The organism is Microbulbifer pacificus, assembly GCF_033723955.1.
In the GTDB taxonomy this organism is placed as follows: domain Bacteria; phylum Pseudomonadota; class Gammaproteobacteria; order Pseudomonadales; family Cellvibrionaceae; genus Microbulbifer; species Microbulbifer pacificus.
Genome location: NZ_CP137555.1, coordinates 762,404 through 788,778, shown reverse-complemented (window position 1 = coordinate 788,778; position 26,375 = coordinate 762,404). Strand labels below are relative to the sequence as shown.

The window sequence follows — 26,375 nt, the reverse complement described above, 5'->3', positions numbered from 1 at the left end:
GCCAATTACGGTTGTGGTGGCAGCGTCGCCTGATGCGCGTCCAGCTCCTGGCAGATGGCCTGTTCCAGCAGTTCGATCAGTGCCGGGTCCGTGAGTGGCTCGTCGTCGGCATCGGTGATATGGAAAATATCCTCGACCCGTTCGCCCAGGGTGGAAATCTTGGCGTTGTGCAGGCGCAGATCGTGGGTAATAAAAATCCTCGCGATACGCGCCAGCAGGCCGGGACGGTCGGCACTGGTGATTTCCAGCGTGCTGTAGGTATCTTCCGGCTCGGTGGAAATGTGGGCCTGGCTCGGCAGGTGGAACATTTTCAGGCGGCGCGGGGTGCGGCGCTTGATGACCTTGGAGTAGTCCTCCACCAGCTTCAGCTCTTTCTGCAGGGTGTTGCGGATCTGTTCCAGGCGCTGGGGTTCGTCCAGCAGCGGCTGCCCGTATTCGTCCAGCACGTAGAAGGTATCCAGGGTGTAGCCACCGGCTGAGCTGTACAGGCGCGCATCGTGAATGTTCAGGTTCAGCATGTCGAGACCGGTCACCACCGCGGCGAAGACGTTGGGCCTGTCCGGGGTGTAGACGAACACTTCGGTAGCGCCGTCGTGCTCGCCCGGCCCGGAGTTGCGTGTCAGTACCAAGGTGTCGCTGTCGGCGTCGCGCTGCGGGTCTTTCTGCAGCTGGTAGATGGCGGCGGTGTGCCAGGTGATGTTGTCGGCGCTCTCGCGCACGAAATAGTCCTCACCCATTTCACACCAGATGTCTTCCACCGCGTTGCTGGGAATCCCCATGGCGCGCAGCATATTGCGCGCCTGGGCCTGGGTTTCCTCATAAATTTCGTCGCGGTCGATTGGGTTTTCCAGTCCGCGGCGCAGGGCGCGCTGGGTGTACTGGTACAGCTGGCGCATCAGGCTGGCGCGCCAGCTGTTCCACAGGTCGGGGTTGGTGGCGTTGATGTCTGCCACGGTCAGCGCATAGAGGTAATCCAGGTGCTCGCGGTCGCCCACTTCGGCGGCAAACGCGTGCACCACTTCCGGATCGGTAATGTCCTGCTTCTGCGACACCGCACTCATCAACAAGTGTTTTTCCACCAGCCAGCACACCAGGCGAGTGTCGCGGGCGGAGAGATCGTGGCGCTGGCAGAAGGCTTCCGCGTCTACCACTCCCAGTTTGGAGTGGTCGCCGCCGCGGCCCTTGGCGATATCGTGGTACAGGCCGGCGATATACAGCAGCTCCGGCTTGCGCATGCGCGACAGGATTTCCGCCGCCAGCGGGAATTTCTCCCAGGCGTCATCGCCGCGGAAGCTGCGCATGTTGCGCACCACCTGCAGGGTGTGGGCGTCCACGGTGTAGATATGGAACAGGTCGTGTTGCATCTGCCCGGTGACGCGGCCGAACTCCGGCAGGTAGCGGCCGAGAATCCCGTAGCGGGTCATGCGTGTGAGCTGGGTGGACAGGCCGCGGGGGCTGCGCAGCAGCTGCATAAACAGGCGCGCGTTGGTGGGGTCGGCGCGGAACTGGTCGTCGATCAGGTGGCGATGCTCGCGGATCAGGCGGATGGTGGACGCGCGCACCCCGTGAATTTCCGGGTTTTTCGCCATCAGCACGAAGATTTCCATCAGCGCCGAGGGGTTCTCGGTGAAGGTGCGGGTCACCGTCGCTTCGATGGTGTTGCCGCGCAACTGGAAGCGCTCGTTGATGGGGGTTACCGGAAGGTGCTTGCCACGTTGCAGGATCACCTCGTCGAGGAACTGCAGCAGCACGTCATTCAGCTCCCGCAGTGCCATCACGATGCGGTAGTAGGTGTGCATGAACTGCTCGACCGCAAGGTGCGACTCGTTGTCCTTGTAGCCGAACTCCCGCGCCAGCTCGCGCTGGTAGTCAAACAACAGCCGCTCTTCCGGGCGGCCCGCCAGCAGGTGCAGGCCGTAGCGCACCCGCCACAGGAAGTCTTCACCGGACTGCAGGATCGCGAATTCCTGCTCGGTGAAAAAGCCCTTGCCCTGCAGCTGCTTCAGGGTGCGCACCTGGAAATAGCGCTTGGCAACCCAGTTAATGGTCTGAATATCCCGCAGGCCGCCCGGCGCGTTCTTGATATTGGGTTCGAGGTTGTATTCGGCACCGCGCTGCTTGCGGTGGCGCTCCTCCTGCTCTTCAAATTTCGCCTGGAAGAATTTGTCCGCCGGCCACAGGTCATCCGGCGTCATGCGCTCGGTCAGCGCCTCACACAGGGCGGGGTTGCCGACCACAGTGCGACATTCCAGCAGGTTGGTGGCGACGGTGATATCCGCTGCGGCCATTTCCACGCAGTGCTCGATGGTGCGCACAGAGTGGCCGATATCCAGTTTCAGGTCCCACAGGAAGGCGACAAGACGCTCGATATTGTCGATTGCGGCGGCGTCTGGCTTGTCGTCGCTCAGGATCAGCAGATCGATATCGGATTTGGGATGGAGCTCGCCGCGGCCGTAGCCGCCCACCGCCAGCAGGGCGATGTTCTGCGGCCACTGGTACTGGTACCAGGCGTAGTGCAGCAGGCAGTCGACGAACAGGGCGCGCTCGTAGACCAGGGTGCGTACGTCCTCACCCTCGCGAAAGCGCCTGGCCATCTGGGTATTGGCGGCGCCTACCGCGTCGCGGAAGATTTCCAGGCGCGGGCGCGCGCCCTCTTCGAGGTCGCGGCGGAAGCGCGACTGGTCGAAGAAAAACAGGGGCTTTTCAAAATGCGGGATCTGGGCCAGCTGCATGGAATTCATCGATATAGATTCCGGTTCGGCACAGGGCTCTTCACTGTACCGGTTGTTCCTTCCCTGGCCGCTTCAGGCCATGTTCGCGCGGTTGTGCCGCCTCGATGTGCGAGGTGGCTTAGAAAGACTCCTCCTTGCGCGCGGTCAGGATCTCAACGCCAGTGCCGGTGACCACCATGGTGTGCTCCCACTGGGCGGACAGACGGCGGTCTACGGTCACGGCAGTCCAGCCGTCACGCAGCACGCGGCTGCCGGGCTTGCCGGCATTGATCATGGGTTCGATGGTGAAGGTCATGCCTTCTTCCAGCACCTGTCCGGTACCGGGCTTGCCGTAGTGCAGGATCTGCGGGTCCTCGTGGAAGACCTCGCCAATACCGTGACCGCAGAAGTCCTTTACCACCGAGTAATAGTTGCTCTCGGCGTGCTGCTGGATCACATGGCCGATATCGCCGAGGGTGGTACCGGGGCGCACGATTTCGATGGCCTTGTACAGGCACTCCTGGGTGACCTTGACCAGGCGTTCAGCATGGGGGGCGGGGGTTCCAACAAAGTACATCTTGGAGGTGTCGCCGTACCAGCCATCCTTGATCACGGTCACATCGATATTGATGATATCGCCCTTCTTCAGCACCTTGGATTCTGCCGGGATGCCGTGGCAGATGACTTCATTCACCGACGTGCAGATGGATTTCGGGAAGCCGCGGTAGCCGAGGCAGGCGGGGATGGCCTGCTGTACGTTGACGATATAGTCATGGCAGCGTTGGTCAAGCTCCTCGGTGGTGACGCCGGGGACCACATATTCGCCGATCATCTCCAGTACTTCTGCGGCCAGGCGGCCCGCGGTGCGCATTTTGGCGATCTGTTCCGGTGTCTTTACGGCATTGGTCATGAAGCTTTCCAGGTAACTCGTTCGTTGCTCGGTCGATGTGTCTTGCCCGGGGCCGTTGCGTCCGGCCGCCGGTTGCGGCGCGGTATTGTAGCGGAATTGCCGCCCGGCGGCATCAGAGCGCCGCTGCTATGGTATAAGCGGCTGGATTCCGTGGGGCGACGGACGGTTCCTGGCGGTGTTTGCGCTTCCAGCGATCGGGGGGATGTGGTATAAAGCGCGCCGCTTTGGGCATGTCCCGAGCGAAAACTATCATCTGGAATAGGCACCCGGTGCCTGATTCCATACAAACGCCGCACATGTACCGGCACATTCGCCTGGGTGTCTCCGCGGTCACGGCTTCGGCTGCTGGCGGGGATTGGTGAATGGGGTATATGGAGGATGCAACCCGGGAAATGGCCGGAATTTCGTTAAATCCGCCGCTTCCGTCTGAAAATTGAGGTTTATTATGCCGCAAGTCAGCATGCGCGATATGCTGCAGGCTGGTGTCCACTTTGGTCACCAGACTCGCTACTGGAACCCGAAGATGGGTCAATACATCTTTGGTGCCCGCAACAAGATTCACATCATCAACCTGGAGCACACTGTTCCGGCCTTCAACGAAGCGCTGCAGATCATCAAGGGTATGGCTGCGCAGAAGAAGAAGGTTCTGTTCGTTGGTACCAAGCGCGCTGCGCAGAAGTCCATTCAGGAGCAGGCGGAGCGTGCAGGTCAGCCTTACGTCAGCAACCGCTGGCTGGGTGGTATGCTCACCAACTACAAAACCATCCGCGCTTCCATCAAGCGTTTCCGCGATCTGGAAGCCCAGTCCCAGGACGGCACCTTCGAGAAGCTGACCAAGAAAGAAGCTCTGATGCGTACCCGTGCCATGGAGAAGCTCGAGCGCTCCATCGGTGGTATCAAGGACATGGGCGGTCTGCCGGATGCGCTGTTCGTGATCGACGTTGACCACGAGCGCATCGCGATTCAGGAAGCCAACAAGCTGGGTATTCCTGTTATTGGTATCGTGGATACCAACAGCAGCCCGGAAGGTGTTGACTACATTATCCCGGGTAACGACGACGCCATCCGCGCGATCAAGCTGTACACCACTGCCGTAGCCGACGCCGTACTGGCCGGTGCTGCGAATGCGGGTGGCAACGCTGCTCCGAGCGAGTACGTCGAAGCCGGCGACGACCAAGCCGCTGCGCAATAAGCCGCAAGGCTACTGGCGGTGTAACAAATCTGAGTTACGCTGCAGGGAAAAGGGGCCTCTTATCCGGCCCCTTTTTTTCAAATCCATCAAAGAATTTGAATCTGAACCCGAGGATTGAATCATGGCGATTACCGCGTCAATGGTAAAAGAACTGCGCGAGCGCACCGGTCTGCCGATGATGGAGTGCAAAAAAGCACTGACCGAAGCCGATGGTGACATCGAAAAAGCGATCGACGACCTGCGCAAGGCATCTGGCCTGAAGGCCGCCAAGAAAGCTGGCCGCACCGCCGCCGACGGCGTTGTTGCTGCCAAAGTTGCCGAAGACGGCAGCTACGGTGTTCTGGTTGAAGTGAACTCCGAAACCGACTTCGTTGCCCGCGACGACAACTTCCTGGGCTTTGTTGCCAAGGTTGTGGACAAGGCATTTGCCGAGCGTCAGCAGGACGTAGCTGCGCTGATGGAAGGCGCGCTGGAAGCTGACCGCGAAGCGCTGGTACAGAAAATCGGTGAAAACATCGGTGTGCGTCGCATTCAGCTGGTAGAAGCTCCGGTTGTGGGCGCCTACGTACACTCCAACAACCGCCTCGCGGTTCTGGTTGCCCTGAGTGGCGCCAACGTGGAGCTCGCGCGCGACATCGCCATGCACGTAACCGCGTCCAACCCGCAGGTTGTGAAGCCGGAAGACATGTCTCCGGAAGTGGTTGAGAAAGAGAAGGAAATCATCAAGGCGCAGCCGGATATGGCTGGCAAGCCTGCCGAAATCGTCGAGAAGATGATGGGCGGCCGTATCAACAAGTTCCTGAAGGAAAACAGCCTGGTTGAGCAGCCCTTCGTCAAGAACCCGGACGTGACCGTTGGCAAGCTGGCCAAGGACGCGGGCGCGGATGTTCTGGGCTTTGTGCGCTTCGAAGTAGGCGAAGGTATCGAGAAGGAAGTGGTGGACTTCGCAGCGGAAGTAGCTGCGCAGGTCAAATCCAGCTCCTGATGCCTTGATTGCCGGCGACTGTGAGTCGCTGGCACCAGCGGGGTGTTCCCGGTGTGTTCATCAGAATGGCACCGGGACACCCCGCGCTGGTATCTGGCTTGTCGTAAATGTACTGGTTGCAAATTGAACGATTGGTTGCGCGAGCGGCCGAATCTAAAGTTCAGTGACCTGCGCGCTCGGCAAAGCCATAGGTAAAGCGCCGAATTTGTTGTAATGTTCGGCGGGCGTGAATCGGAACAGGATTTGCGTCTCAACCCAGAATTTAGCCCGTGACAGTTGAGGAACAAGGGATGCCAGGTATTAAAGACCGTAAGTACAAGCGAATCCTGTTAAAGCTCAGCGGAGAAGAGCTGATGGGCGAACAGGGGTTTGGAATCAGCCCCAAAGTACTGGACAAGATGGCGCTGGAGATCGGCCAGCTGGTGGGCATAGGTGTGCAGGTCGGCCTGGTGGTCGGCGGTGGCAACCTGTTCCGCGGCGCGGCGCTGAATGCTGCCGGACTCGACCGTGTGACCGGTGACCACATGGGTATGCTGGCTACGGTCATGAATGCGCTGGCGCTGCGCGATGCACTGGAGCGCTCGAATATTTCCTCGCGGGTCATGTCCGCGATCCAGATGAGCGGTATTGTCGACCACTACGATCGTCGCGCCGCCATTCGCTACCTGGAGCGGGGCGAAGTGCTGATTTTTGCCGCCGGTACCGGTAACCCGTTTTTCACTACCGACTCCGCCGCCTGTCTGCGGGGGATCGAGATTGACGCCGAGCTGGTATTGAAGGCCACCAAGGTGGACGGCGTCTACTCCGCCGACCCGAAACTGGTGCCCGATGCCACCCGCTACGACCGCCTCACCTACGATGAGGTGCTCGACAAGAAGCTCGGGGTTATGGATTTAACGGCAATCTGCCTCTGCCGCGAACACAATCTGCCTGTGCGCGTATTCCGGATGGACAAGACCGGCGCACTGCTGAACATCGTTGTGGGCGGCGAAGAGGGCACACTTATTGAAGAGGATGTGAATCAGTGATCAACGACATCAAAAAAGACGCCGAAGGGCGCATGAAAAAATCCATCGAAGCGCTGGGAAGCAACTTCAACAAGATCCGTACCGGCCGCGCACACCCGAGCATCCTCGATGGTGTTATGGTTTCCTACTACGGCTCAGATACCCCGCTGTCGCAAGTGGCCAACGTCACCGTGGAAGACGCGCGTACCCTGTCCGTAACCCCGTGGGAAAAGAACCTGGTGCCGGACATCGAAAAAGCGATCATGAAGTCCGACCTCGGCCTGAACCCGAGCACCGCTGGCAGTGTGATCCGTATCCCGATGCCGATGCTGACGGAAGAGACCCGCAAAAACTTCATTCGCCAGGCCAAGGGTGAAGCGGAGAACGCGCGTGTCGCCATCCGCAACGTGCGCCGCGATGCGCTGGCGGAAGTGAAGGCTCTGGAAAAAGACAAAGAAATCTCCGAGGACGATGAGCGCCGCGCAGGAGACGAGATTCAGAAGCTGACCGACAAGTACGTTGCCGAAGTGGAGAAAGCGCTGGCGGCAAAAGAAAAGGATCTGATGGAAATCTGATGTCTGTGAGCGGTACGGATGTGACGGGACGGGAACCTGCGGGACCGCGCCATATTGCCATAATCATGGATGGCAATGGTCGCTGGGCCGCACGCAAGGGGCTGTCGCCGTCTGCCGGGCACAAGGCGGGTGTCGAGCGGATCCGCGATCTGATCGAGGCCTGCAAAGAGCGCGGTGTGGAGGCGCTCACCCTGTTCGCATTTTCCAGTGAGAACTGGCAGCGTCCACCGAAAGAGGTGGAGTTGCTGATGACCCTGTTTCACTCCTATCTGCGGCGCGAAGCGCGGCGGATGCAGGAGCAAGGGGTCGAGTTGCGGGTGATCGGTCGTCGCGACCGGTTCTCGCCGCGGCTGCAGCGGGCCATTGCGGAAGCCGAAGCGATGACCCGGGGCGGCGAGCAGGGCACGCTGGTGATTGCTGCAGATTACGGCGGCCAATGGGATATCGCCCAGGCTGCCCGCGCGCTGGCAGAAGAGGTGGCCAGTGGTCGCCGCTCCGTGGAATCTATAGACGAGGCGGCGCTTGCAGAGCGGGTGCAACTGGCGGATCTCCCGCCGGTGGATCTGCTGATCCGCTCCAGTGGGGAGCAACGCATCAGCAACTTTATCCTCTGGCAAGCCGCCTATAGTGAATTTTATTTTACCGATACGCTGTGGCCGGATTTCGGGGTCGAAGAGCTGGATGAGGCCATAGCGGCTTTCCGCCAGCGCGATCGCCGTTACGGTGGCCGCAGTGAAGATGGACTGGAAGCGCAGGCCTGATTGCGATAGCAAATGTGAAACATACGTTTGCGATGGATGCGGCAGGTGCGCTCTACCGGTTGCCAGATTGAACTGATCAAGGGTTAAACGGTGCTAAAACAAAGAATAATTACCGCGCTGGTGTTGGTTGCTCTGTTCCTCGGGCTGCTGTTCTTCGTGCCCATGCAGTGGTTCGCCATCGTGGTGGCGGCGATCATCCTTTTGGGTGGTTGGGAGTGGGCAAACCTTTCCAATCTGAATCGCGCGCTGCGGTTTGTATTCCTCGGTGCCCTCGGCGCCGCGCTCGTCGGCACTGCCAGTTACGTTTTCAATTTTGATTTCTCAAGCCCCGATGTTGACCGCGCGCGCCAGATTCTGGTGGTGGCCTGTGGTTGGTGGGCGCTCGCATTTTTGTGGGTGCAGGGGTATCCCGCCAGTGCGATGCTGTGGGGCAATCGCTGGGCCCGCGGCCTGATCGGCCTGGTGGTACTGGTTCCCGCGTGGCTGTCGGTGGTTATCCTGCAGGGGCTCGAACACGGCGCCTGGTTGGTGCTGTTCGTGGTGGCGATCGTGGTCGCCGCGGATGTCGGGGCTTATTTTGTCGGCCGCAAGTACGGCAAACACAAGCTCGCCCGCGAGGTGAGCCCGGGCAAATCCTGGGAGGGATTTTTTGGCGGCCTCGCGGCCTGTCTGGTTCTGGCGCTGCTGGTTTCCTATGCGTTTGAACTGCCAGCGAAAAACACCACGCTGTTTACCGTCGGTGTGCTGGTAACTGCGCTGGCATCGGTGATCGGTGACCTGGTAGAGAGCATGTTCAAGCGCCACCGTGGTATCAAGGACAGCAGCCGGATTTTGCCGGGGCACGGTGGCATCCTGGATCGACTCGACAGTCTCACAGCAGCCCTGCCGGTATTCACCATGGCGGCGCTGGCCAGCGAGCTGCACAAGTATCTGTAGTGACGACCCGTAAACCGCGCGATCCATTGTCAATCAATCGCCCGCTATCAATACTGCTGACGAGAATCGGCTCCGACACCCGCTTGCTGCGGTGTGCTTCGGCGCCGCAGAGGTAATTCGTTCAATGTATTCCACGACCCCACAACCTGTCTGTGTGCTCGGGTCCACCGGCTCCATCGGTGTCAGTACCCTGGATGTACTGGCGCGTCATCCGCAAAAGTATTCTGTATTCGCGCTTACCGCCCGCGACCGCGTCGATGAACTGGCGCAGCAATGTCGGCGTTTTTCCCCGCGCTATGCGGTGGTGCTGGACCAGGAAAAGGCAGCGCAGCTGCGACAGGCGTTGCAAGCCGACAATCTCACCACCGAGGTACTGTGGGGTATCGAGGCTCTGTGCCGGGTGGCGGCGGACGATGAAGTCGCGGTAGTGATGGCCGCGATCGTGGGGGCCGCCGGCCTCAAACCGACACTGGCGGCGGTGCACGCCGGCAAGAAGGTGCTGTTGGCGAACAAGGAATCCCTGGTGATGGCAGGGCCGCTGTTTATGGCCGCGCTGGCGGAAAGTGGCGCGCAGTTGCTGCCCATCGACAGCGAACACAACGCCATTTTCCAGTGCCTTCCCTATCCCTGCGAAAGCCTGGACGGCTCGGGGGTCGAGCGTATACTGCTGACCGGTTCCGGTGGCCCTTTCCGCACCACAGACCTTGCGGCGCTGGATTCGGTGACGCCGGAGCAGGCGTGCAAGCACCCGAACTGGTCCATGGGGCGCAAGATTTCCGTGGATTCCGCCACCATGATGAACAAGGGACTGGAGTTCATCGAAGCCTGCTATCTTTTCCACGCCACACCGGCGGATATTCAGGTGGTGGTGCACCCGCAAAGTATCGTGCACTCGATGGTGCAGTACCGGGATGGCTCGCTGCTGGCGCAAATGGGTAACCCCGATATGCGCACGCCGATCGCCCACGCACTGGCCTTTCCAGAGCGTATCGACAGCGGCGTTGCCGCACTGGACCTGATTGCTCAGGGGCGGCTCGATTTCGAGGCTCCGGACGAGTCGCGTTTTCCTTGTCTGCGTCTGGCGCGGGAAGCGATGGAAGTCGGCGGCAGTGCGCCGACTACGTTGAATGCCGCCAATGAAGTTGCCGTAGATGCCTTCCTCTCCGGCATATTGCCGTTCACCGGGATCGCCCGGCTCATCGAAAAGGTGATGAAAACCACGGAAGTGGTTGAACTGACGGGCCTGGATGCAGTCGAACTGGCTGATCAGAGTGCTCGTGAACGGGCAGTAGAGGTGTTGGAAGAACTGTATGGCGCCCGTACGGGTGCTGCGCGCCCGCAAACGAGATCAATGTAAACTGACCCCATGCTAGATTTCTTACAGACTGCAGTCTGGGCTCTGGTAGCCCTCGGTGTCCTGGTGAGCTTTCACGAGTTCGGCCACTTTATTGTGGCGCGCTGGTGCGGGGTCAAGGTGCTGCGTTTTTCCGTCGGCTTCGGCCGTCGCCTGTTTTCCCGCTACGATCGCCACGGCACCGAGTTCACTATTTCTGCAATACCCCTCGGCGGCTACGTCAAGATGCTCGACGAGCGCGAAGGCGTGGTGGCGCCGCAAGAGCTGGATCGCGCGTTTAACCGCAAGAGTGTATGGGCGCGTATGGCCATTGCCGCGGCGGGCCCTGTTGCCAACTTTCTTCTCGCGATTGTGCTGTTCTGGGGTGTTTTCCTCGGTGGTACTTCCGGGCCGGTGCCGGTGGTCGGCAAAGTGGAGCCGGGTAGTCTGGCTGCGGTTGCCGGCCTCGAGCAGGGGCAGGAAATTGTCTCGGTCGATGATCACTCCACACCTACCTGGCAGGCCCTGAACTGGCGCCTGGCCAATCGCCTCGGGGATACCGGCGATATCAAGTTTACCGTGCGCTATCCGGATTCTTCCCTGGAATACCACATGTATGCGGATATCGACCGCTGGCTGGCGGGCCAGGAGGTGCCTGACCCGCTGGAGGAAATCGGCGTTTCACTGTGGGTGCCTGAAGCCAGTATGAAACTGTCCCAGGTTATGCCCGGCAGTCCCGCGGAGCAGGGCGGCTTGCAGGTCGGCGATGAAATTGTGGCGACCGACGGGCGCGAATTCGACACCTGGGACGACTGGACCGGTTACATCAAGGCGCACCCGCAGCAGCCGGTGCAGATAACAGTACTGCGGGACGGAGCGGAGCAGGTACTCACCGTCACGCCCGACCTGGTCAAACTGGACAACGGTGAGCAGATCGGTCGCGTTGGTGTGGCGCCGGTCGGTGCTTCCTGGCCGGAAGACAAGGTGCGTCGCTACCACTACGGCGTATTGAGTGCGTTTGAAAAGGGGCTCGAGGAAACCTGGAGCAAGACGCTGTTCACTCTCGACAGCCTGAAAAAACTGCTGTTCGGGCAGCTCTCGACCCGCAACTTGAGTGGCCCAATCACCATTGCTAAAGTGGCCGGCACCTCGGCGAACGCCGGTTGGCAGTCATTCCTGTCATTGCTGGCATTGCTGAGTATCAGTCTCGGCGTGCTGAACCTGCTGCCCATCCCGGTTCTGGATGGCGGGCACCTGCTTTACTACGGTATCGAAGCCATCAAGGGCTCGCCGGTATCCGAGCGGGTGCAGATGATCGGCCTGCAGGTGGGAATGGCCATGGTGCTGGGGATCATGGCGCTGGCCCTTTACAACGACATTCTTCGACTTTAGATGTCTGATTTGGGTGCCTGACGGCACAACAGAATTGAACGGGCCCGAGGCCCGGCTGGAATTGCGAATAAAAACTCGGAATTAGTAGATGAAAAATTTCCTGAAAGCGGCTTCGCTCGGCCTGGCACTGCCAATTACCGCCTACGCGCAGTCGTTTGTGGTCAACGATATTCGCGTAGAGGGCCTGCAGCGGGTTTCCGCCGGTACCGTGTTCGCTGCACTGCCTGTACGGGTGGGCGATCAGGTTGAAAGCGTGGAAATCCAGAGTGCGACCCGTGCGCTGTTCCGTACTGGATACTTTCAGGATATCCAGATCGGTCGTGAGAACGGTGTACTGGTTATCACCGTGCGCGAGCGTCCGGCTATCTCCAAGATTGAAATCACCGGCAACAAGGCGATCAAGACCGAAGACCTGTTGAAGGGGATGAACGACAACGGTCTTGCCGAAGGTCAGATTTTCAAGCGCGCAACGCTGGAAGGCCTGGCGCAGGAGCTTCAGCGCCAGTACGTGGCCCAGGGCCGCTACGGTGCCAGTGTGAAAACCGAAGTGAAAGAGCTACCGCGCAACCAGGTTGAACTGAAAGTTGTGGTGGACGAGGGCTCTGTTGCAGCGATCAAGCACATCAACGTGGTCGGCAACCAGGCGTTTTCCGATGACGAGCTGGGCGAAATTTTCGAACTGCAGACCACCGGCTGGCTGTCGTGGCTGAACAGTGACGACAAATACTCCCGCGAGAAACTGACCGGCGACCTCGAGCGGTTGGAGTCCTATTATCTCGACCGCGGCTATCTTGAGTTCAAGATCGACTCCACCCAGGTGTCGCTGAGCCCGGACAAGAAAAGCGTTTTCATCACCGTCAATATCACCGAGGGTGATGTATACACGGTGTCCGATGTGGAGCTGGCCGGTGATCCGGTAGTCTCCGAGGAGGAGATCCGCCGCCTGTTGCTGGTGCGCAAGGGGCAGACTTTTTCCCAGGTCCTGATGACCACCACCTCCGACTATATTACCAAGCGACTGGGGAATGAGGGCTATACCTTTGCGGAAGTGAACGGTATGCCCGAAGCCAATGAAGAAGACAAAACCGTTAAGGTTACGTTCTTTATCGACCCGGGCAAGCGTGCCTATGTGCGCCGCATCAATTTCCGCGGTAACACCCGTACCTCTGACGACGTACTGCGCCGGGAAATGCGGCAGATGGAATCCGCCTCGGCATCCTCGGCGCGTATCGAGCAGTCCAAGGTGCGCCTCGAACGTCTCGGATACTTCAAGGAAGTACAGGTGGAAACCACTGAGGTCCCGGGTACGTCCGACCAGATTGACGTGGAATACACCGTAGAAGAGCAACCTTCCGGCTCCATCGGCGGTACCGTAGGTTACGCCCAGGGCAGCGGCCTGGTACTGGGCGCCAACGTTCAGGAAAACAACTGGCTTGGCACCGGTAAATCCGTCGGCTTCGCGGTGAATACCTCCCGTTACCAGACCGTGGTGAATTTTTCCTATACCGATCCTTACTTCACGCCGGACGGTGTCAGCCGCGGTTTCAACGTGTTCTACCAGGAGCGCGACTACTCTGAGATCAACCTGTCCAGCTACAACACCACCACCTATGGTGCGGGACTGAGCTTCGGTTATCCGATTTCTGAAATCTCCCGTATTGGCCTGAATGTGGGCTTCAACCATCTGGAGCTGAGCACCGGTAGTAGCTCGGTTCAGGAAATCATCGCCAGCCCGCGTCCGATCAGCGGTGTGACTGGTGAGGTCGATCTCGGTGATCTCACCACCATTTCTGAAGAGCTTGCTGCAGCCGTGGAGGCGGGTGAAGCGCTGGATCTGAGCAGCGAGTTGGGTCCGAACTTGCTGAATATGAATTACGATGGTTTCGTCGATCTGTACGGCGACGCGTTTGATACCTGGTCACTGACCACGTCGTACGCGCGCTCGACGCTTAACCGTGGCATTCTTGCCACCCGCGGTGCTTCGCAGCAAGCATCCATGGAGATCGCGCTGCCCGGTGGTGACCTCGAATACTACAAATTCATCTATACCGCACAGTATTTCCGCCCGCTGACCAAGGATTTCACTCTGCGTCTGCGCACCCGACTCGGCTACGCCGATGGCTATGGCGATACTGACGTCCTGCCGTTCTTTGAAAACTTCTACGGCGGTGGTTTCGGCTCGGTGCGCGGTTTCGAGCGCAACACCCTTGGGCCGCGCTCCACTCCGGCGGAGTTCTATGACTACGTGAGCTGTGCGGTGGATGCTGAAGGCAGTGTCACCAAGCGGTGTTATGTATTGAATACCGATACCGGAGAACTGGTGACGGAGTCCTCCGGTCGCCGTCCCGATCCATTCGGTGGCAATATTCTGGTGGAAGGCAGTGCGGAAGTGATTTTCCCGATTCCGTTCGTGAAAGATCAGCGCTCAATGCAGTCGGCATTCTTTATCGATGCGGGTAACGTTTTCAGCAGCAGCTGTGGCGCTACCCAACTTAACTGTTACGATATTGACGTCGATTACCTTAACGTCTCTGCCGGTATTGGCCTGACCTGGATTACCGGATTTGGTCCGCTCACCTTCAGCCTTTCCAAGGCGCTGCGTGAAAACGAGGACGACGATGTGGAAGTGTTCCAGTTCTCGCTGGGCAACAGTTTCTAAATAGAGGGTATGTCGCCGCTCCCGTTTGGGGTTTTGTGCGGGGCGGCAGGCTGTTTTTGATAATAATGTGTGCCTTAAGGGGCACCTGAAATTTACCGAGTTACGGAGAATAAACGTGTTCAAATTTGTTAAAGCCACTGCAATTATTTTGGCGGGTCTGCTGTTTGCCGGTGCTGCGTCTGCGCAAACCAAAGTTGCCGTAGTGAATATCCAGGCTGCCATCATGAGTACCGAAAAGGCGACTGCGAAAATCAATGCACTGAAGACCAGCTCCGAGTACTCCCAGCTGCAAAACAGCGCGGAAAGCATCCGCGCGGAAGTGCAGAAAATGGCGGAAGACGCGCAGAAAAATGGCGTGACCTGGTCTGAAGAAAAAAAGGCCGAGGAACAACGCAAGATGAATTTCAAGCGCTCTGATTTCGAAACCGCAGTGAAAAAGCTGCGCGCAATGGAAGGGCAGGCTGTCCAGGATCTGCAAAAAGACCTGCTGCCGAAGGCCAAGGAAGCGCTGGAAGCTGTTATCAAAGAGCGCAAGCTGGATCTGGTACTGGACGCCAGCGCGGCGGTATATGCAGGTACTGATGCCAACCTGACCGAAGAGCTGGTCAAGCGCCTGAACGCCGCGAAGTAATTTTCCGAAAAGTGACCAAATCCATGAACGAGCAGCCAACGCTGGCTCAGTTGGCTGAAACGCTGGGCGCCCAGTTGCGCCTGGCGCCTGGTGCCCGTGGTGATCAGGTCCCTGCCGGTCTCAACACCCTGCAGGACGCCTGTGAAAACGAAGTCAGTTTTCTCGCCAGCGCCAATTACCGGCGGTTTCTCGCTGACACCAGGGCCTGTGCCGTGCTGGTGACGGAAGAGCTGGCGGCCACTTGCCCGGTAACCGCGCTGGTGGTGGCAAATCCGTATCACGCGTTTGCCCTTGCGACTGCGATTTACGACAAAACCCCGCAATATGCCGCCGGTGTGGACGCGAGCGCCTCTGTGCATCCCAGTGCGGAAGTACACTCTACGGCGTATATCGGCCCCGCTGCTGTCATCGAGGCCCATGCCAAGGTTGCCGAGCACGCCGTGATCGGAGCTGGCTGTGTGGTGGGCGAGGGCAGTGAAATCGGTGCTCGTTCACGGCTTTTTCCCAATGTCGTCATCTATCATGGCTGCTATATCGGTGCCGACTGTAGCGTGCACAGCAACACGGTGATCGGCGCCGATGGCTTCGGTTTCGCGCCGAGCCAGGGGCGGTGGACCAAAATCCATCAGCTGGGAGGCGTCGAAATTGCCGACGAGGTAGAGATCGGAGCCTGTACTTGCATCGACCGTGGAGCGCTTGGCAACACAGTAATTGGCCGTGGGGTCAAGATCGACAACATGGTGCAAATCGCGCACAATGTGCAAATCGGTGACTATACAGCCATGGCTGCTTGTTCCGCGGTGGCTGGCAGTGCGGTCATCGGCAAACACTGCACCATTGCCGGCGGCGCCGGTATTGTCGGTCACGTCACCATCGCCGATCGCAGTCACGTTACCGCCCGCTCGCTGGTGACCAAATCCATAGATGAGGCCGGTTCCTACTCCAGTGGTACGCCGTTTTCCGATAGTCGCTCGTGGCGTCGAAATGCGGTGCGTTTCGGGCAGTTGGACCAGATGGCCCGTCGCCTGAGCGAGCTCGAAAAAGCATTTGCAGCTAGTCTTGGACAGGTGACAGACAATACGCCGCGAGGTGATCTGGAATAGATTCCGCACCTTGCCGATTTCAATCAGTCAGATTTTTTAAGCAAATTCGGGGCGTTCGACGCCCCGAAGTGGTTTCTGGGGACAATTCGTCATGATGGACGTACAGGAAATTCGTCAATATCTTCCGCACCGCTATCCTTTTCTTCTGGTGGACCGCGTTGTCGAGCTGGAAAAGGGTAAGTCGATCAAAGGCTATAAGAACATCTCTATCAATGAGGAGGTGTTCAATGGCCACTTTCCGGAAATGCCGATTTTTCCCGGCGTGATGATCGTGGAGGCGCTGGCCCAGGTGTCCGGTATTCTCGGCTTTAAAACCCTCGGGCAGAAGCCCGAAGATGGTTACCTGTACCTGTTTGCAGGCATCGACAATGTGCGTTTCAAGCGCCAGGTCGTCCCGGGTGATCGCCTGCAGCTGGAGTCTGAAGTGATTTCCGAGCGTCGAGGCATCTGGAAGTTTGCCGGAAAGGCCAGCGTTGACGGTGAGCTCGCAGCCTCCGCGGATATTCTGTGTGCGGTAAAGAAAATCTGAACCACAGCGAGTGAATGACGGGGGCGCAATGAACCGTAATCTGAATTCTTTGCGTAGCCCGAACCGGTGAGGAGAAAACCACGGAATGCAGACCAGGATTCACCCGACCGCCATTGTCGATGACTCGGCAAAAATTGGCGAAGGCGTGCAAATCGGCCCTTACAGCGTAATTGGACCGGGTGTGGAGATCGGCGATGGTTGTGACATCGCCTCTCACGTTGTGCTCAGCGGGCCGACCAGGCTGGGTAAAAACAACCGCATATACCAGTTTGCCACTGTGGGGCAGGATACCCCGGACAAGAAGTATCAGGGCGAGCCGACCACGCTGGTGATTGGTGATGACAATGTGATTCGCGAGGGGGTCACGATTCATCGCGGTACGGTTCAGGACCGCGGTGAGACCACGATCGGCAATGGCAATCTGCTGATGGCTTATGCCCATATCGGCCACGACAGTGTGATCGGCAATAACACCATTCTCGTCAACAACGTGGCACTTGCCGGCCATGTGCAGGTAGGGGACTGGGCAATCCTCAGTGGATACACCCTTGTCCACCAGCACTGCAGCATCGGCGAACACGCGTTTACCGGTATGGGTTGTGGTGTCGGCAAGGACGTGCCGGCCTATGTGATGGTGACTGGCAATCCCGCAGAGGCCAAGACCATCAACGCCGAAGGCCTGCGCCGTCGGGGATTCAGCCGCGAGGACATCGCGCTGATCAACCGTGCTTACAAGATTGTTTACCGCCGCGGTTTGACCACCGATGAGGCGTTGGAGTCACTGCTGCAGTTGCGCCAGGAGTCGGCGGCAATCCAGCCGTGGATCGACTCCCTGCAAAATTCGACCCGCGGCATCGTTCGTTGAGGGCGTCGTTAGTGGAAGCGCGCACACTGCGTGTCGGTATGCTGGCGGGCGAAGCTTCGGGAGATATTCTCGGTGCGGGCCTGATTGCAGCGCTCAAAAAGCGTTTTTCTGCGGTGGAAGTTCGCGGTATTGCCGGTCCACGCATGCAGGCACTGGGTGCAGAATCCATGTTCCCGATGGACCGCCTGTCCGTCATGGGGCTGGTGGAGCCGTTGAAGCGGCTGCCGGAGCTGCTGCGGATCCGCCGTACCCTGCGCGAGAATTTTCTCGCGGACCCGCCCGATGTTTTCATCGGCATTGATTCGCCAGACTTCAATCTGGGGCTGGAAGAGGCGCTGCGCTCTGCCGGTATTCCCACTGTGCATTATGTCAGCCCATCGGTATGGGCCTGGCGACAGGGGCGCATCAAAAAAATCGCCCGCGCGGTGGATCACATGCTCACCCTGTTGCCGTTCGAGGCGGATTTTTATCGCGAGCACCAGGTGCCGGTCACGTTCGTCGGCCATCCGCTAGCGGATGAGATTCCCCTGGATGTGGATGTTCTGGCAGCGAGGCAGGCGCTCGGATTCTCCCCGCAGGATGAGGTTGTGGCGCTGCTGCCGGGCAGTCGCGGCGGTGAGGTCCGGTTGTTGGGGCCGCTATTTCTACAGGCGGCACTCTGGTGTTACCAGCGCCGCCCAAACCTGAAGTTCGTATTGCCGGCGGCGAGCCCGGATCGCAAGGTGCAAATCGAGCAGCAACTGACGCAGCTGCCGGGTATCGATGCGCTTCCCGTAACCGTTCTGGATGGCAATTCCCAGCAGGCGCTGGCTGCCGCAGATGCGGTGCTGATTGCTTCCGGTACGGCTACCCTTGAAACCATGCTGATGAATAAGCCCATGGTGGTGGCCTATAAAATGGCGTCGCTCACCTATGCGATTTTCTCGCGCATGCTACACACCCCCTGGGTTTCCCTGCCGAACCTGCTGGCCCAGCGCGAACTGGTACCGGAAATTCTCCAGAATGACGCCACGCCGGAAGCACTGGGCGCGGCGCTGCTGAATTATTTTGACGATCCACTACTCGGTGATCGCCTGAGAAGAGCGTTTACTGAGCTGCACCAGCAGCTGCGCCGCGACGCGTCGGAAAAAGCCGCGGATGCCGTATGTAAATTGCTGCATAGTTAATTTTTTTCCGACGAATCTATCTTTCCCGTTACGAATAGAATCCCCATGAAATCCAGCTCTACACTGCCTCCTTACGTATGCTCGTATACCGGTACACTGCTCGCCGGCGTCGATGAAGTCGGGCGCGGGCCGCTGGCGGGTGATGTTGTGGCCGCGGCGGTGATCCTGGACCCGCAAAACCCGGTTGCGGGGCTGGCGGACTCGAAAAAACTCAGTGAAAAAAAACGCGAGGCCTTGTTTGACGAGATCCGCGAAAAAGCGCTGAGTTTTGCCATCGCCCGCGCGACGGTTGAGGAAATCGACCAGATTAATATCCTGCATGCGAGCATGTTGGCAATGAAGCGTGCGGTTGAGCAGTTGTCGCTGCAACCTGAATTTGTGTTGGTGGATGGAAATCGCAAGCCCGGCTGGCATTACGCCTGCGATACGGTGGTGAAGGGCGACGATCGGGTGGCCGCAATTGCGGCGGCGTCCATTCTTGCCAAGGTAACGCGGGACCGGGAGATGGTGCTATTGGATCAGCAGTATCCGGGGTATGGCCTTGCCGGCCATAAAGGCTACCCGACAAAGGCACACATAGAGGCGCTGGCGCAGTTGGGGGTTACGCCGATTCACCGCAAGAGTTTTGCGCCGGTGCAGCGGCAGCTGGCGCTGGTGTAAGCAGAGGCTCTTCGGAATCAGCCGCCGGCCTTTCTGATCCGCGCGCTGGTAATCATCTTGTCGGATACTTCCACAATTTCGATCAGATAGTTCTGGATATACAGGCTGATATTGCCCTCTGGAATACTCTCAAGGTGCTCCATGATCAGGCCGTTGAAGGTTTTTGGGCCGTCGGTGGGGAGTTCCCAGTGCAGGGTGCGGTTGATTTCGCGAATCGACGTGCCGCCGTCCACCAGATACCAGCCGCCCTCCTGCTCAACGATTTCCTCGTCGTCACTGGGAACCGAGCTCGCGGTAAAGTCGCCGACAATCTCTTCCAGCAGGTCTTCCAGGGTCACAATTCCCATCACTTCGCCATACTCGTCCACCACCAGGCCCATGCGGCGCTTCTTCTGCTGAAAGTTCATCAGCAGTGTCGGCAGCGGGGTTGCTTCGGGAACGAAATAGGTTTCGTCCAGGTGGGATTTCAATGTTTCCGCGGTGAGGGATTCCGGTCCGTCGCGCAGTATCTGTGCCGCGCGCCGCAGGTGCAGGATGCCCACCACTTGATTGATGTCACCGCGGTAGACTGGCAGGCGGGTGTAACTGCTCTCCGACAGCTGTTTCAGAATCTGCTCGGCGGAGCTGTCGAGGTCGATACCGATAACCTCGTTGCGCGGAATCATGATGTCTTCCACGGTGGCCTGATCCAGGTCCAGCACGTTCAGCAGCATGCCCTTGTGCTTGGTGGGTAGCAGCGCGCCGGATTCAAATACCACGGTGCGCAGTTCTTCCGGTGCCAGGTGTTCGGCTTCGGACTCCTTACCGGCCTCCACGCCTACCAGGCGTGCGAGACCGTTGGAAATACTGCCTACAAACCATACGAAAGGTGCCATCAGCCACATCAGTGGGCGCAGAATCACGCTGGCCGGGAATGCGATTTTTTCCGGGTGGAGCGCGGCAATGGTTTTCGGGGTCACCTCGGCAAATATGAGTACCACAAAGGTAAGGGCTACGGTGGCATAGGCGACGCCAGCCTCGCCGTAGAGTCGCATGAACAGTGCTGTAGTGATACTTGTGGCGAGAATGTTGACCAGATTGTTGCCAATCAGGATGGCGCCTATCAATTTGTCCGGGCGCGACAGCATGTCCACGGCGCGCATGGCGCCGCGGTGGCCGCTTTTGGCCTGATGGCGCAGGCGGTAGCGGTTCAGCGCCATCATGCTGGTTTCAGAGCTGGAAAAAAAAGCGGAAATAACTATCAACAGGCCTATCAGTGCAAACAGTAGGCCGGGAGGCATCTCGTTCAAGGGAGAACTCTTTTTATGGGGTCAGGGCGATATTGGAACAGTTTGCCAGTGCTCGCAAGTTTGACGCGGTCAGTGTCGGGCAAAGATGACTTCCAGTGCGAGTTTACTGCCAAAAAATGCCAGCATCAGTACCGCGAAGGCGGAAAGTGTCCAGCGTACCGCGGTATTGCCGCGCCAGCCTTTTTTCCAGTGCCCCCACAGCAGGATGCTGTAGAGAACCCAGGCGAGGATCGACAGGATGGTTTTGTGTACCAGATGCTGCGCGAACAGATCGTCGACAAACAATGCACCGGTCACCAGTGAAGCGGTGAGCAACAGTTGGCCAAAGGCAACCAGTCCGAACAGCAGGCTTTCCATGGTCTGCAGAGGCGGCAGCATGCGGCTGATGCCCGCCGGGCGGTGGTTATGCAGCTGCTGGTTGAGCCAGTAAAGATAGATCGCCTGCAGTGTGGCCAGCGTCAACAGTGAGTAGGCGGAAATGGACAGCAGGGCATGGGCGGCAATGCCTGGAGAAATCTGAGCCCGCGGCGGTACCCCTCCCCAGGCGTGTACTGCCGCCATCTCAGCCAGTGCCGCCAACGGGGCGATGGCCAGTATCAGCAGGTTGAGGCGGTGTCGCAGCGAAAGGAGCAGCAGCAGTAGCGCCACACAGCAGGTGATCAGCGACAACATGGCCGCGAGATCGAAGCGGAACCCCTGGTCAGAAAGGAGGGTGAACGCGAGTGAAACTCCGTGGGCGACGATGGCAAGCGCAAACAGCACGAGCAGCAGTGGCTGCCGGTAAGCCGGGGATTGGCGAGACAGGGATGCAGCCGCTACACCTGTAGTGGCGATGTAAAGTGCGATTGCCGTCCAGTGGGCCAGAGCCGCCATCGGGTAGATCCGTCGTTTTTATCTTGAAGTTCCGGGCGGGCAGTGTGTCACAGCGCGCCTGTGCTGGAAAGCCCGGCTGGGCTATACTGCCGCGTTTTTGGGGGCCGGTAGCACCCGGACCATCAGGCTTTTACGATTTGAGAAGGTGATATGTTCGATAACCTGAGCGACCGTCTGTCGTCGGCACTGAAAAAAGTTACGGGCAAGGCGCGCCTGACGGATGACAATATCCGCGACACACTACGGGAGGTCCGCAAGGCGCTGCTGGAAGCAGACGTGGCACTGCCGGTGGTCAAGGCCTTTGTGCAGCAGGTGCGCACTGCAGCGGTGGGGCAGGACGTCAGCAAGGCGCTGAACCCCGGACAGCAGTTCGTGAAGATTGTGCAGGACGAGCTGGTCAAGGTGATGGGGGAGGCGGCCACGCCGCTGAATCTCGCGGTACAGCCTCCGGCGATCATCCTCATGGCGGGCCTGCAGGGTGCCGGTAAAACCACCAGTGTGGCCAAGCTCGCGAAATACTTGCAGGAGCGGGAAAAGAAAAAGGTCATGGTGGTCAGTGCGGACGTCTACCGCCCGGCCGCCATCAAGCAGCTGGAGACGCTGGCCGGTGAGGTGGGTGCAATTTTCTATCCCTCCGAGCCCGACCAGAAGCCAGTGGATATCGCTCGCGGTGCGGTCGCCGCCGCTCGCAAGCAGTTTGCCGACGTGCTGATCGTGGATACCGCGGGTCGCCTGCATATCGACGAACAGTTGATGGATGAGATTCGTGAGCTTCACAGTGAGTTGAAGCCGGCGGAAACACTGTTCGTGATCGATGCCATGATCGGCCAGGATGCGGTCAATACCGCCAGTGCCTTCAATGATGCGCTGCCGCTGACCGGTGTGGTGTTGACCAAGGCGGACGGCGATGCCCGGGGCGGTGCTGCGCTCTCGGTACGCCACGTCACCGGCAAGCCGATCAAATTCATCGGTGTTGGCGAAAAAACCGACGCGCTGGAAACCTTTCACCCCGACCGTATTGCATCGCGCATTCTCGGCATGGGCGACATTCTGTCGCTGATCGAGCAGGCGGAGCAGAAAATCGACCGCAGCAAAGCGGAAAAGCTGGTCAAGAAGGTGCAGAAGGGTAAGGGCTTCGACCTGGAGGATCTGCGCGACCAGCTGCAGCAGATGCAGAATATGGGCGGCCTCGGCGCCTTGATGGACAAGCTTCCCGGAATGGGTGGTCTCGCCCAGGCGGCGCAGCAGGCGGATATGGGCAAGGAATTTCGCCGCATGGACGCCATCATTGGCTCTATGACGCCGGAGGAGCGCCGCAACCCGGATATGTTGAGCGGTTCCCGCAAGCGCCGTATCACTGCCGGTTCCGGAACGCAGATTCAGGATCTGAACCGTCTGCTCAAGCAGCACAAGCAGATGAGCAAGATGATGAAGAAGATGAAGGGCGGCGGTATGGGCAAGATGATGCGCGGCCTTGGCGGCCTTGGCGGCCTGCCCGGACTGGGTGGTGGCGCCGGCGGTATGGGTGGATTGGGTGGTCTCGGTGGCGGCCTGCCGCCGGGCTTCCGCAAGAAATAAGTGTTCGGGTGGCGGCCTGTGGCGGGTTTATTCGCGCTATACAAACCGGGATCGGTACATTAGAATACGCCGCCTTTCAGCTGGCCCTTGGTCGCTGAACATTGATTTAGCAACAGATTTTTGCCCCGGCAAAATTTGTAATACCGCCGTGAGGCGGAATGTTCCGGTCGCCCCTGGTGACTGGTTGGTGTTGAAACTACAGGATAGCTACATGGTAACCATTCGTTTGGCTCGTGGCGGTGCGAAGAAGCGCCCTTTTTATCACCTGACTGTGACTGACAGCCGCAAATCCCGCGACGGTCGTTTCATTGAGCGTGTTGGCTTCTTCAACCCGGTTGCCCGTGGTCAGGAAGAGCGTCTGCGCGTTGATCGCGAGCGCGTTGAATTTTGGGTAGGCCAGGGCGCTCAGCTGTCTGACCGCGTCAGCAAGCTGCTGAAAGACGCTGCCTGATCCGAATTCTGACTGTCTGTAAACCGGGGTATGCCTGTGGCTGAGCGTTCGCTAGTAAACGAAAATTTGGTCACTGTCGGGCGTATCACTGCGGTTTACGGTGTCCGCGGTTGGGTGAAGGTACATTCCTACACCGAGCCGATGGAGAATATCCTGGATTTTTCCGGCTGGTGGCTGCAGGCCCCCGGCGCAGGAGGCCAGGAAAGCTGGCAGCCTCTTGAGATCGATGCGGGTAAGCGCCACGGCAAAGGCCTGGTCGTGCATATCAAGGGGGTGGATGACCGCGATATCGCGGCCACTTTCTGTCAGCGGGATATCGCGGTTGCCGGCAGTGAAATGCCACAACTGGAAGACGGTGAGTATTACTGGCATCAGCTGCAGGGGCTGCAGGTGATCAGTCAGTTTGAAGGTCGCGAATACCGCTTCGGCGAAGTGGTGCGGCTGATGGAAACCGGTGCCAACGATGTCATGGTGGTGCGAGGTGGTGAGGATGGGCGCGAGCGCCTGATTCCGTATCTGCCCGGTGAATTCATCACCAAGGTTGATCTTGAAACCGGTGTGATTTTCGTCGATTGGGACCCTGAGTTTTGATGGCAGCCAAGCGTATCGCGCTGGTGAGCATCTTTCCGGAGATGTTTGCGGCACTGACCGATTACGGTATCAGTGGTCGGGCGGTAAAAGACGGGCTGCTGGAAGTGCGCTGCTGGAACCCGCGGGATTTTACCTGCGACAGGCACCGCACCGTCGACGATCGCCCCTATGGTGGCGGCCCGGGTATGGTGATGCTGGCGGAACCTCTGTCGCAGGCGCTCCGTGAGGCGCGCAGCTGGGCAGAAGAGGCCGGCGCTACGCGTTCGATTTACCTGTCCCCGCAGGGGCGGCAGCTGGACCAGAGCGGCGTGGAGCACCTTTCGCAAAGTGGCAATCTGGTATTGCTGGCCGGTCGCTACGAGGGGGTCGACGAGCGCATCGTTGAGTCCCTGATCGACGAGGAGTGGTCGATCGGTGACTATGTGCTCAGTGGTGGTGAGCTGGCGGCGATGGTGATGGTTGATGCCATTACTCGTCTGATTCCCGGGGCTCTTGGGCACGACCAGTCCGCGGTGGAGGATTCCTTCGCTCAGGGGCTGCTGGACTGTCCACATTACACCCGTCCTGAAGACTATCAGGGCAGCCGGGTGCCGGAAGTTTTGCTTTCCGGCAACCATGAAAAAATACGCCGCTGGCGCCTCAAGCAGGCCTTGGGGCGCACGCAACAGCGCCGGCCGGACCTGCTGGAAAAGCTGGCGCTGACCCCGGAGCAGACGCAACTGCTGGATGAGTTCCTGCAGGAGTCGTCGACCGGGACCGAGAATTAATATCGGATTCGCCGTGAGGCGTGAGTAATTCGGTGATCTAGCCGTGAGGCTACACAAACCCTTTTGGAGACTTCCAAATGACTAACAAAATCATCCAGCAGCTGGAACAAGAACAGCTGAGAGCCGAGCTGCCTGAGTTCGCCCCGGGCGACACCGTAGTGGTACAGGTAAAGGTTAAAGAAGGTAACCGCGAGCGTCTGCAGGCGTTTGAAGGTGTGGTAATCGGCAAGCGTAACCGCGGCCTGAACTCTTCCTTCACCGTGCGCAAAATCTCTCACGGTGTTGGCGTTGAGCGTACCTTCCAGACTCACAGCCCGCTGGTAGAGAGCATTGCCGTGAAGCGTCGTGGTGACGTTCGCCAGGCCAAGCTGTACTACCTGCGCAGCCTGACTGGTAAAGCAGCTCGCATCAAAGAGAAGCTCAACTAAGTTTCTCTTGCGCAAGAAAAACCGGAGCATGTCTCCGGTTTTTTTATGCCGCGGAACCGGCGCTGCCGGCAAAGCTGCGCGGGCCTGGCTGCCGGTGTGGAACCGTGGGCCAGTCTGTAGTAAAACGCGTCTTGGTTGTCCGATTGCGGGGGGCAGATGCCATACTGGCTGGAACTGGTATCCGCAGTCGCGGTCGAAACATCGAATAATCTGGAGCACACCCAACCATGACCTTTCTTGCCAAGCCACTGACGGCGCTTGTTGCCTCGGCCTCCCTGTTGCTCGGGCAGGTTGCCTTTGCTGCGGTGGATGACGCCGTCGCCAAGCAGATCAAGGCCAAGCTCTCCGCTGGAAACCCCAATGCTGCGCTGGGTGAGGTGCGTGAGAGCCCGGTACCGGGCCTGTACGAGGTGGAGGTTAATGGCGGAAACGTGTTGTTCGTATCCAAAGATGGTGGTCACTTTATCGCTGGTGATCTGTTTGAGGTCGGTTCAGAGCAGGTGGTGAACCTGTCTGAGCAACGCCGCGGCCGAGTGCGCGCGGAAGTGCTGGATAAGCAGGACCTCAAGGATATGATCGTGTTTTCTCCGAAGGGGGAGACCAAGGCGCATATCTATGTCTTTACCGATGTGGACTGCGGTTACTGCCGTAAGCTGCACAACGATGTGCCTGAGCTGAATCGCCGCGGTATCGAGGTGCGTTATCTGGCATTCCCTCGCGCCGGCTTGAATTCCCTGGGTTATCGAAAGATTGCCACCGCCTGGTGCGCAGATGATCCCAATAAGGCCCTTACGGACCTCAAAAACCGCAAGGATGTACCGCTCAATGTGTGCAAAGACAATCCGGTGGCTGCCCAGTACAAGCTCGGCAATGAGGTCATCGATGTTCGTGGAACGCCCACCATTGTTATGGAGGATGGCACCGTAGTGCCGGGATACCTGCCGCCGGATACCCTGACCAAGGCATTGGGTATCTGAACCTTT

Annotated in this window: 25 protein-coding genes; 21 read left to right on the top strand and 4 right to left on the bottom strand. The window is 58.9% G+C overall.

The window, feature by feature from the left end:
* Nucleotides 1-5 precede the first annotated feature (5 nt).
* Nucleotides 6-2,741, bottom strand: coding sequence for a [protein-PII] uridylyltransferase (locus R5R33_RS03560; protein ID WP_318954676.1), 2,736 nt, complete (start codon nucleotides 2,739-2,741; stop codon nucleotides 6-8).
* Nucleotides 2,742-2,850: 109 nt separating this feature from the next.
* Nucleotides 2,851-3,621 carry a type I methionyl aminopeptidase gene (map, locus tag R5R33_RS03555; protein ID WP_318954675.1) on the bottom strand — a complete coding sequence of 257 codons (771 nt, stop codon included), beginning with the start codon at nucleotides 3,619-3,621 and terminating at the stop codon, nucleotides 2,851-2,853.
* 445 nt (nucleotides 3,622-4,066) lie between these two features.
* Between map and rpsB the strand changes: the two genes are divergently transcribed.
* The 15 genes from rpsB to rnhB all read left to right on the top strand — a co-directional run bounded on the left by rpsB (nucleotide 4,067) and on the right by rnhB (nucleotide 19,415).
* Entirely contained in the window at nucleotides 4,067-4,813 is a 747-nt protein-coding gene (gene rpsB, locus R5R33_RS03550; RefSeq protein ID WP_318954674.1) for a 30S ribosomal protein S2, read from the top strand.
* Nucleotides 4,814-4,934: 121 nt separating this feature from the next.
* On the top strand, nucleotides 4,935-5,798 hold the full coding sequence (gene tsf, locus R5R33_RS03545) for a translation elongation factor Ts (RefSeq protein WP_318954673.1): 864 nt from the start codon (nucleotides 4,935-4,937) through the stop codon (nucleotides 5,796-5,798).
* Between the two features lie 290 nt (nucleotides 5,799-6,088).
* Complete coding sequence (pyrH, locus tag R5R33_RS03540) at nucleotides 6,089-6,826, top strand: UMP kinase (protein WP_318954672.1); 738 nt, start codon at nucleotides 6,089-6,091, stop codon at nucleotides 6,824-6,826.
* Nucleotides 6,823-7,380: a ribosome recycling factor gene (gene frr / locus R5R33_RS03535; RefSeq protein ID WP_318954671.1), complete on the top strand. Its 558-nt coding sequence runs from the start codon at nucleotides 6,823-6,825 to the stop codon at nucleotides 7,378-7,380. The genes pyrH and frr overlap by 4 nt, the downstream gene beginning before the upstream one ends.
* Nucleotides 7,380-8,141 (top strand): polyprenyl diphosphate synthase, encoded by a 762-nt coding sequence (uppS, locus tag R5R33_RS03530; RefSeq protein WP_318954670.1) that lies wholly within the window; start codon nucleotides 7,380-7,382, stop codon nucleotides 8,139-8,141. The genes frr and uppS overlap by 1 nt, the downstream gene beginning before the upstream one ends.
* A gap of 90 nt (nucleotides 8,142-8,231) precedes the next feature.
* A complete protein-coding gene (locus tag R5R33_RS03525) occupies nucleotides 8,232-9,077 on the top strand; it encodes a phosphatidate cytidylyltransferase (protein WP_318954669.1) in 846 nt (281 codons plus the stop codon).
* A 124-nt stretch (nucleotides 9,078-9,201) separates the two neighbouring features.
* Entirely contained in the window at nucleotides 9,202-10,434 is a 1,233-nt protein-coding gene (gene ispC, locus R5R33_RS03520) for a 1-deoxy-D-xylulose-5-phosphate reductoisomerase (RefSeq protein ID WP_318954668.1), read from the top strand.
* 9 nt (nucleotides 10,435-10,443) lie between these two features.
* Nucleotides 10,444-11,802: an RIP metalloprotease RseP gene (gene rseP / locus R5R33_RS03515; RefSeq protein ID WP_318954667.1), complete on the top strand. Its 1,359-nt coding sequence runs from the start codon at nucleotides 10,444-10,446 to the stop codon at nucleotides 11,800-11,802.
* An 88-nt stretch (nucleotides 11,803-11,890) separates the two neighbouring features.
* On the top strand, nucleotides 11,891-14,461 hold the full coding sequence (bamA, locus tag R5R33_RS03510; protein ID WP_318954666.1) for an outer membrane protein assembly factor BamA: 2,571 nt from the start codon (nucleotides 11,891-11,893) through the stop codon (nucleotides 14,459-14,461).
* 115 nt (nucleotides 14,462-14,576) lie between these two features.
* Complete coding sequence (locus tag R5R33_RS03505) at nucleotides 14,577-15,092, top strand: OmpH family outer membrane protein (protein ID WP_318954665.1); 516 nt, start codon at nucleotides 14,577-14,579, stop codon at nucleotides 15,090-15,092.
* Nucleotides 15,093-15,115: 23 nt separating this feature from the next.
* The gene (gene lpxD, locus R5R33_RS03500; RefSeq protein ID WP_318954664.1) at nucleotides 15,116-16,195 is read left to right on the top strand and encodes a UDP-3-O-(3-hydroxymyristoyl)glucosamine N-acyltransferase; all 1,080 of its coding nucleotides are present in this window, start codon (nucleotides 15,116-15,118) and stop codon (nucleotides 16,193-16,195) included.
* A 91-nt stretch (nucleotides 16,196-16,286) separates the two neighbouring features.
* Nucleotides 16,287-16,724, top strand: coding sequence for a 3-hydroxyacyl-ACP dehydratase FabZ (gene fabZ, locus R5R33_RS03495; protein ID WP_318954663.1), 438 nt, complete (start codon nucleotides 16,287-16,289; stop codon nucleotides 16,722-16,724).
* 85 nt (nucleotides 16,725-16,809) lie between these two features.
* On the top strand, nucleotides 16,810-17,589 hold the full coding sequence (gene lpxA / locus R5R33_RS03490; RefSeq protein WP_318954662.1) for an acyl-ACP--UDP-N-acetylglucosamine O-acyltransferase: 780 nt from the start codon (nucleotides 16,810-16,812) through the stop codon (nucleotides 17,587-17,589).
* A 38-nt stretch (nucleotides 17,590-17,627) separates the two neighbouring features.
* Nucleotides 17,628-18,755: a lipid-A-disaccharide synthase gene (gene lpxB / locus R5R33_RS03485; RefSeq protein ID WP_318955691.1), complete on the top strand. Its 1,128-nt coding sequence runs from the start codon at nucleotides 17,628-17,630 to the stop codon at nucleotides 18,753-18,755.
* Between the two features lie 45 nt (nucleotides 18,756-18,800).
* The gene (gene rnhB, locus R5R33_RS03480; RefSeq protein WP_318954661.1) at nucleotides 18,801-19,415 is read left to right on the top strand and encodes a ribonuclease HII; all 615 of its coding nucleotides are present in this window, start codon (nucleotides 18,801-18,803) and stop codon (nucleotides 19,413-19,415) included.
* A 17-nt stretch (nucleotides 19,416-19,432) separates the two neighbouring features.
* Here rnhB and R5R33_RS03475 read toward each other — a convergent pair whose 3' ends face one another.
* Both R5R33_RS03475 and R5R33_RS03470 read right to left on the bottom strand, forming a co-directional pair.
* On the bottom strand, nucleotides 19,433-20,704 hold the full coding sequence (locus R5R33_RS03475; protein ID WP_404810379.1) for an HlyC/CorC family transporter: 1,272 nt from the start codon (nucleotides 20,702-20,704) through the stop codon (nucleotides 19,433-19,435).
* Nucleotides 20,705-20,773: 69 nt separating this feature from the next.
* A complete protein-coding gene (locus tag R5R33_RS03470) occupies nucleotides 20,774-21,577 on the bottom strand; it encodes a cytochrome C assembly family protein (RefSeq protein ID WP_318954660.1) in 804 nt (267 codons plus the stop codon).
* 150 nt (nucleotides 21,578-21,727) lie between these two features.
* On the opposite strand from R5R33_RS03470, the gene ffh reads away from it, so the two are divergent.
* From ffh to R5R33_RS03440, 6 genes are all read left to right on the top strand, one after another.
* The gene (gene ffh, locus R5R33_RS03465; RefSeq protein WP_318954659.1) at nucleotides 21,728-23,155 is read left to right on the top strand and encodes a signal recognition particle protein; all 1,428 of its coding nucleotides are present in this window, start codon (nucleotides 21,728-21,730) and stop codon (nucleotides 23,153-23,155) included.
* 211 nt (nucleotides 23,156-23,366) lie between these two features.
* A complete protein-coding gene (gene rpsP, locus R5R33_RS03460; protein WP_318954658.1) occupies nucleotides 23,367-23,606 on the top strand; it encodes a 30S ribosomal protein S16 in 240 nt (79 codons plus the stop codon).
* A gap of 36 nt (nucleotides 23,607-23,642) precedes the next feature.
* Nucleotides 23,643-24,197 carry a ribosome maturation factor RimM gene (gene rimM, locus R5R33_RS03455; RefSeq protein ID WP_318954657.1) on the top strand — a complete coding sequence of 185 codons (555 nt, stop codon included), beginning with the start codon at nucleotides 23,643-23,645 and terminating at the stop codon, nucleotides 24,195-24,197.
* On the top strand, nucleotides 24,197-24,964 hold the full coding sequence (gene trmD / locus R5R33_RS03450) for a tRNA (guanosine(37)-N1)-methyltransferase TrmD (protein WP_318954656.1): 768 nt from the start codon (nucleotides 24,197-24,199) through the stop codon (nucleotides 24,962-24,964). The genes rimM and trmD overlap by 1 nt, the downstream gene beginning before the upstream one ends.
* Before the next feature lie 77 nt (nucleotides 24,965-25,041).
* Complete coding sequence (gene rplS / locus R5R33_RS03445; protein WP_318954655.1) at nucleotides 25,042-25,392, top strand: 50S ribosomal protein L19; 351 nt, start codon at nucleotides 25,042-25,044, stop codon at nucleotides 25,390-25,392.
* 227 nt (nucleotides 25,393-25,619) lie between these two features.
* Nucleotides 25,620-26,369, top strand: a complete 750-nt coding sequence (locus tag R5R33_RS03440; protein WP_318954654.1) for a DsbC family protein — start codon at nucleotides 25,620-25,622, stop codon at nucleotides 26,367-26,369.
* The last annotated feature ends 6 nt before the right edge of the window (nucleotides 26,370-26,375 follow it).

Excerpts from the sequence above, each read along its gene's own strand:
- R5R33_RS03560 (WP_318954676.1), bottom strand. The coding sequence starts at position 2,741 with ATGAATTCCATGCAGCTGGCCCAGATCCCGCATTTTGAAAAGCCCCTG.
- map (WP_318954675.1), bottom strand. The coding sequence starts at position 3,621 with ATGACCAATGCCGTAAAGACACCGGAACAGATCGCCAAAATGCGCACC.
- rpsB (WP_318954674.1), top strand. The coding sequence starts at position 4,067 with ATGCCGCAAGTCAGCATGCGCGATATGCTGCAGGCTGGTGTCCACTTT.
- tsf (WP_318954673.1), top strand. The coding sequence starts at position 4,935 with ATGGCGATTACCGCGTCAATGGTAAAAGAACTGCGCGAGCGCACCGGT.
- pyrH (WP_318954672.1), top strand. The coding sequence starts at position 6,089 with ATGCCAGGTATTAAAGACCGTAAGTACAAGCGAATCCTGTTAAAGCTC.
- uppS (WP_318954670.1), top strand. The coding sequence starts at position 7,380 with ATGTCTGTGAGCGGTACGGATGTGACGGGACGGGAACCTGCGGGACCG.
- ispC (WP_318954668.1), top strand. The coding sequence starts at position 9,202 with ATGTATTCCACGACCCCACAACCTGTCTGTGTGCTCGGGTCCACCGGC.
- rseP (WP_318954667.1), top strand. The coding sequence starts at position 10,444 with ATGCTAGATTTCTTACAGACTGCAGTCTGGGCTCTGGTAGCCCTCGGT.
- bamA (WP_318954666.1), top strand. The coding sequence starts at position 11,891 with ATGAAAAATTTCCTGAAAGCGGCTTCGCTCGGCCTGGCACTGCCAATT.
- lpxD (WP_318954664.1), top strand. The coding sequence starts at position 15,116 with ATGAACGAGCAGCCAACGCTGGCTCAGTTGGCTGAAACGCTGGGCGCC.
- fabZ (WP_318954663.1), top strand. The coding sequence starts at position 16,287 with ATGATGGACGTACAGGAAATTCGTCAATATCTTCCGCACCGCTATCCT.
- lpxA (WP_318954662.1), top strand. The coding sequence starts at position 16,810 with ATGCAGACCAGGATTCACCCGACCGCCATTGTCGATGACTCGGCAAAA.
- lpxB (WP_318955691.1), top strand. The coding sequence starts at position 17,628 with ATGCTGGCGGGCGAAGCTTCGGGAGATATTCTCGGTGCGGGCCTGATT.
- rnhB (WP_318954661.1), top strand. The coding sequence starts at position 18,801 with ATGAAATCCAGCTCTACACTGCCTCCTTACGTATGCTCGTATACCGGT.
- R5R33_RS03470 (WP_318954660.1), bottom strand. The coding sequence starts at position 21,577 with ATGGCGGCTCTGGCCCACTGGACGGCAATCGCACTTTACATCGCCACT.
- ffh (WP_318954659.1), top strand. The coding sequence starts at position 21,728 with ATGTTCGATAACCTGAGCGACCGTCTGTCGTCGGCACTGAAAAAAGTT.
- rpsP (WP_318954658.1), top strand. The coding sequence starts at position 23,367 with ATGGTAACCATTCGTTTGGCTCGTGGCGGTGCGAAGAAGCGCCCTTTT.
- trmD (WP_318954656.1), top strand. The coding sequence starts at position 24,197 with ATGGCAGCCAAGCGTATCGCGCTGGTGAGCATCTTTCCGGAGATGTTT.
- rplS (WP_318954655.1), top strand. The coding sequence starts at position 25,042 with ATGACTAACAAAATCATCCAGCAGCTGGAACAAGAACAGCTGAGAGCC.
- R5R33_RS03440 (WP_318954654.1), top strand. The coding sequence starts at position 25,620 with ATGACCTTTCTTGCCAAGCCACTGACGGCGCTTGTTGCCTCGGCCTCC.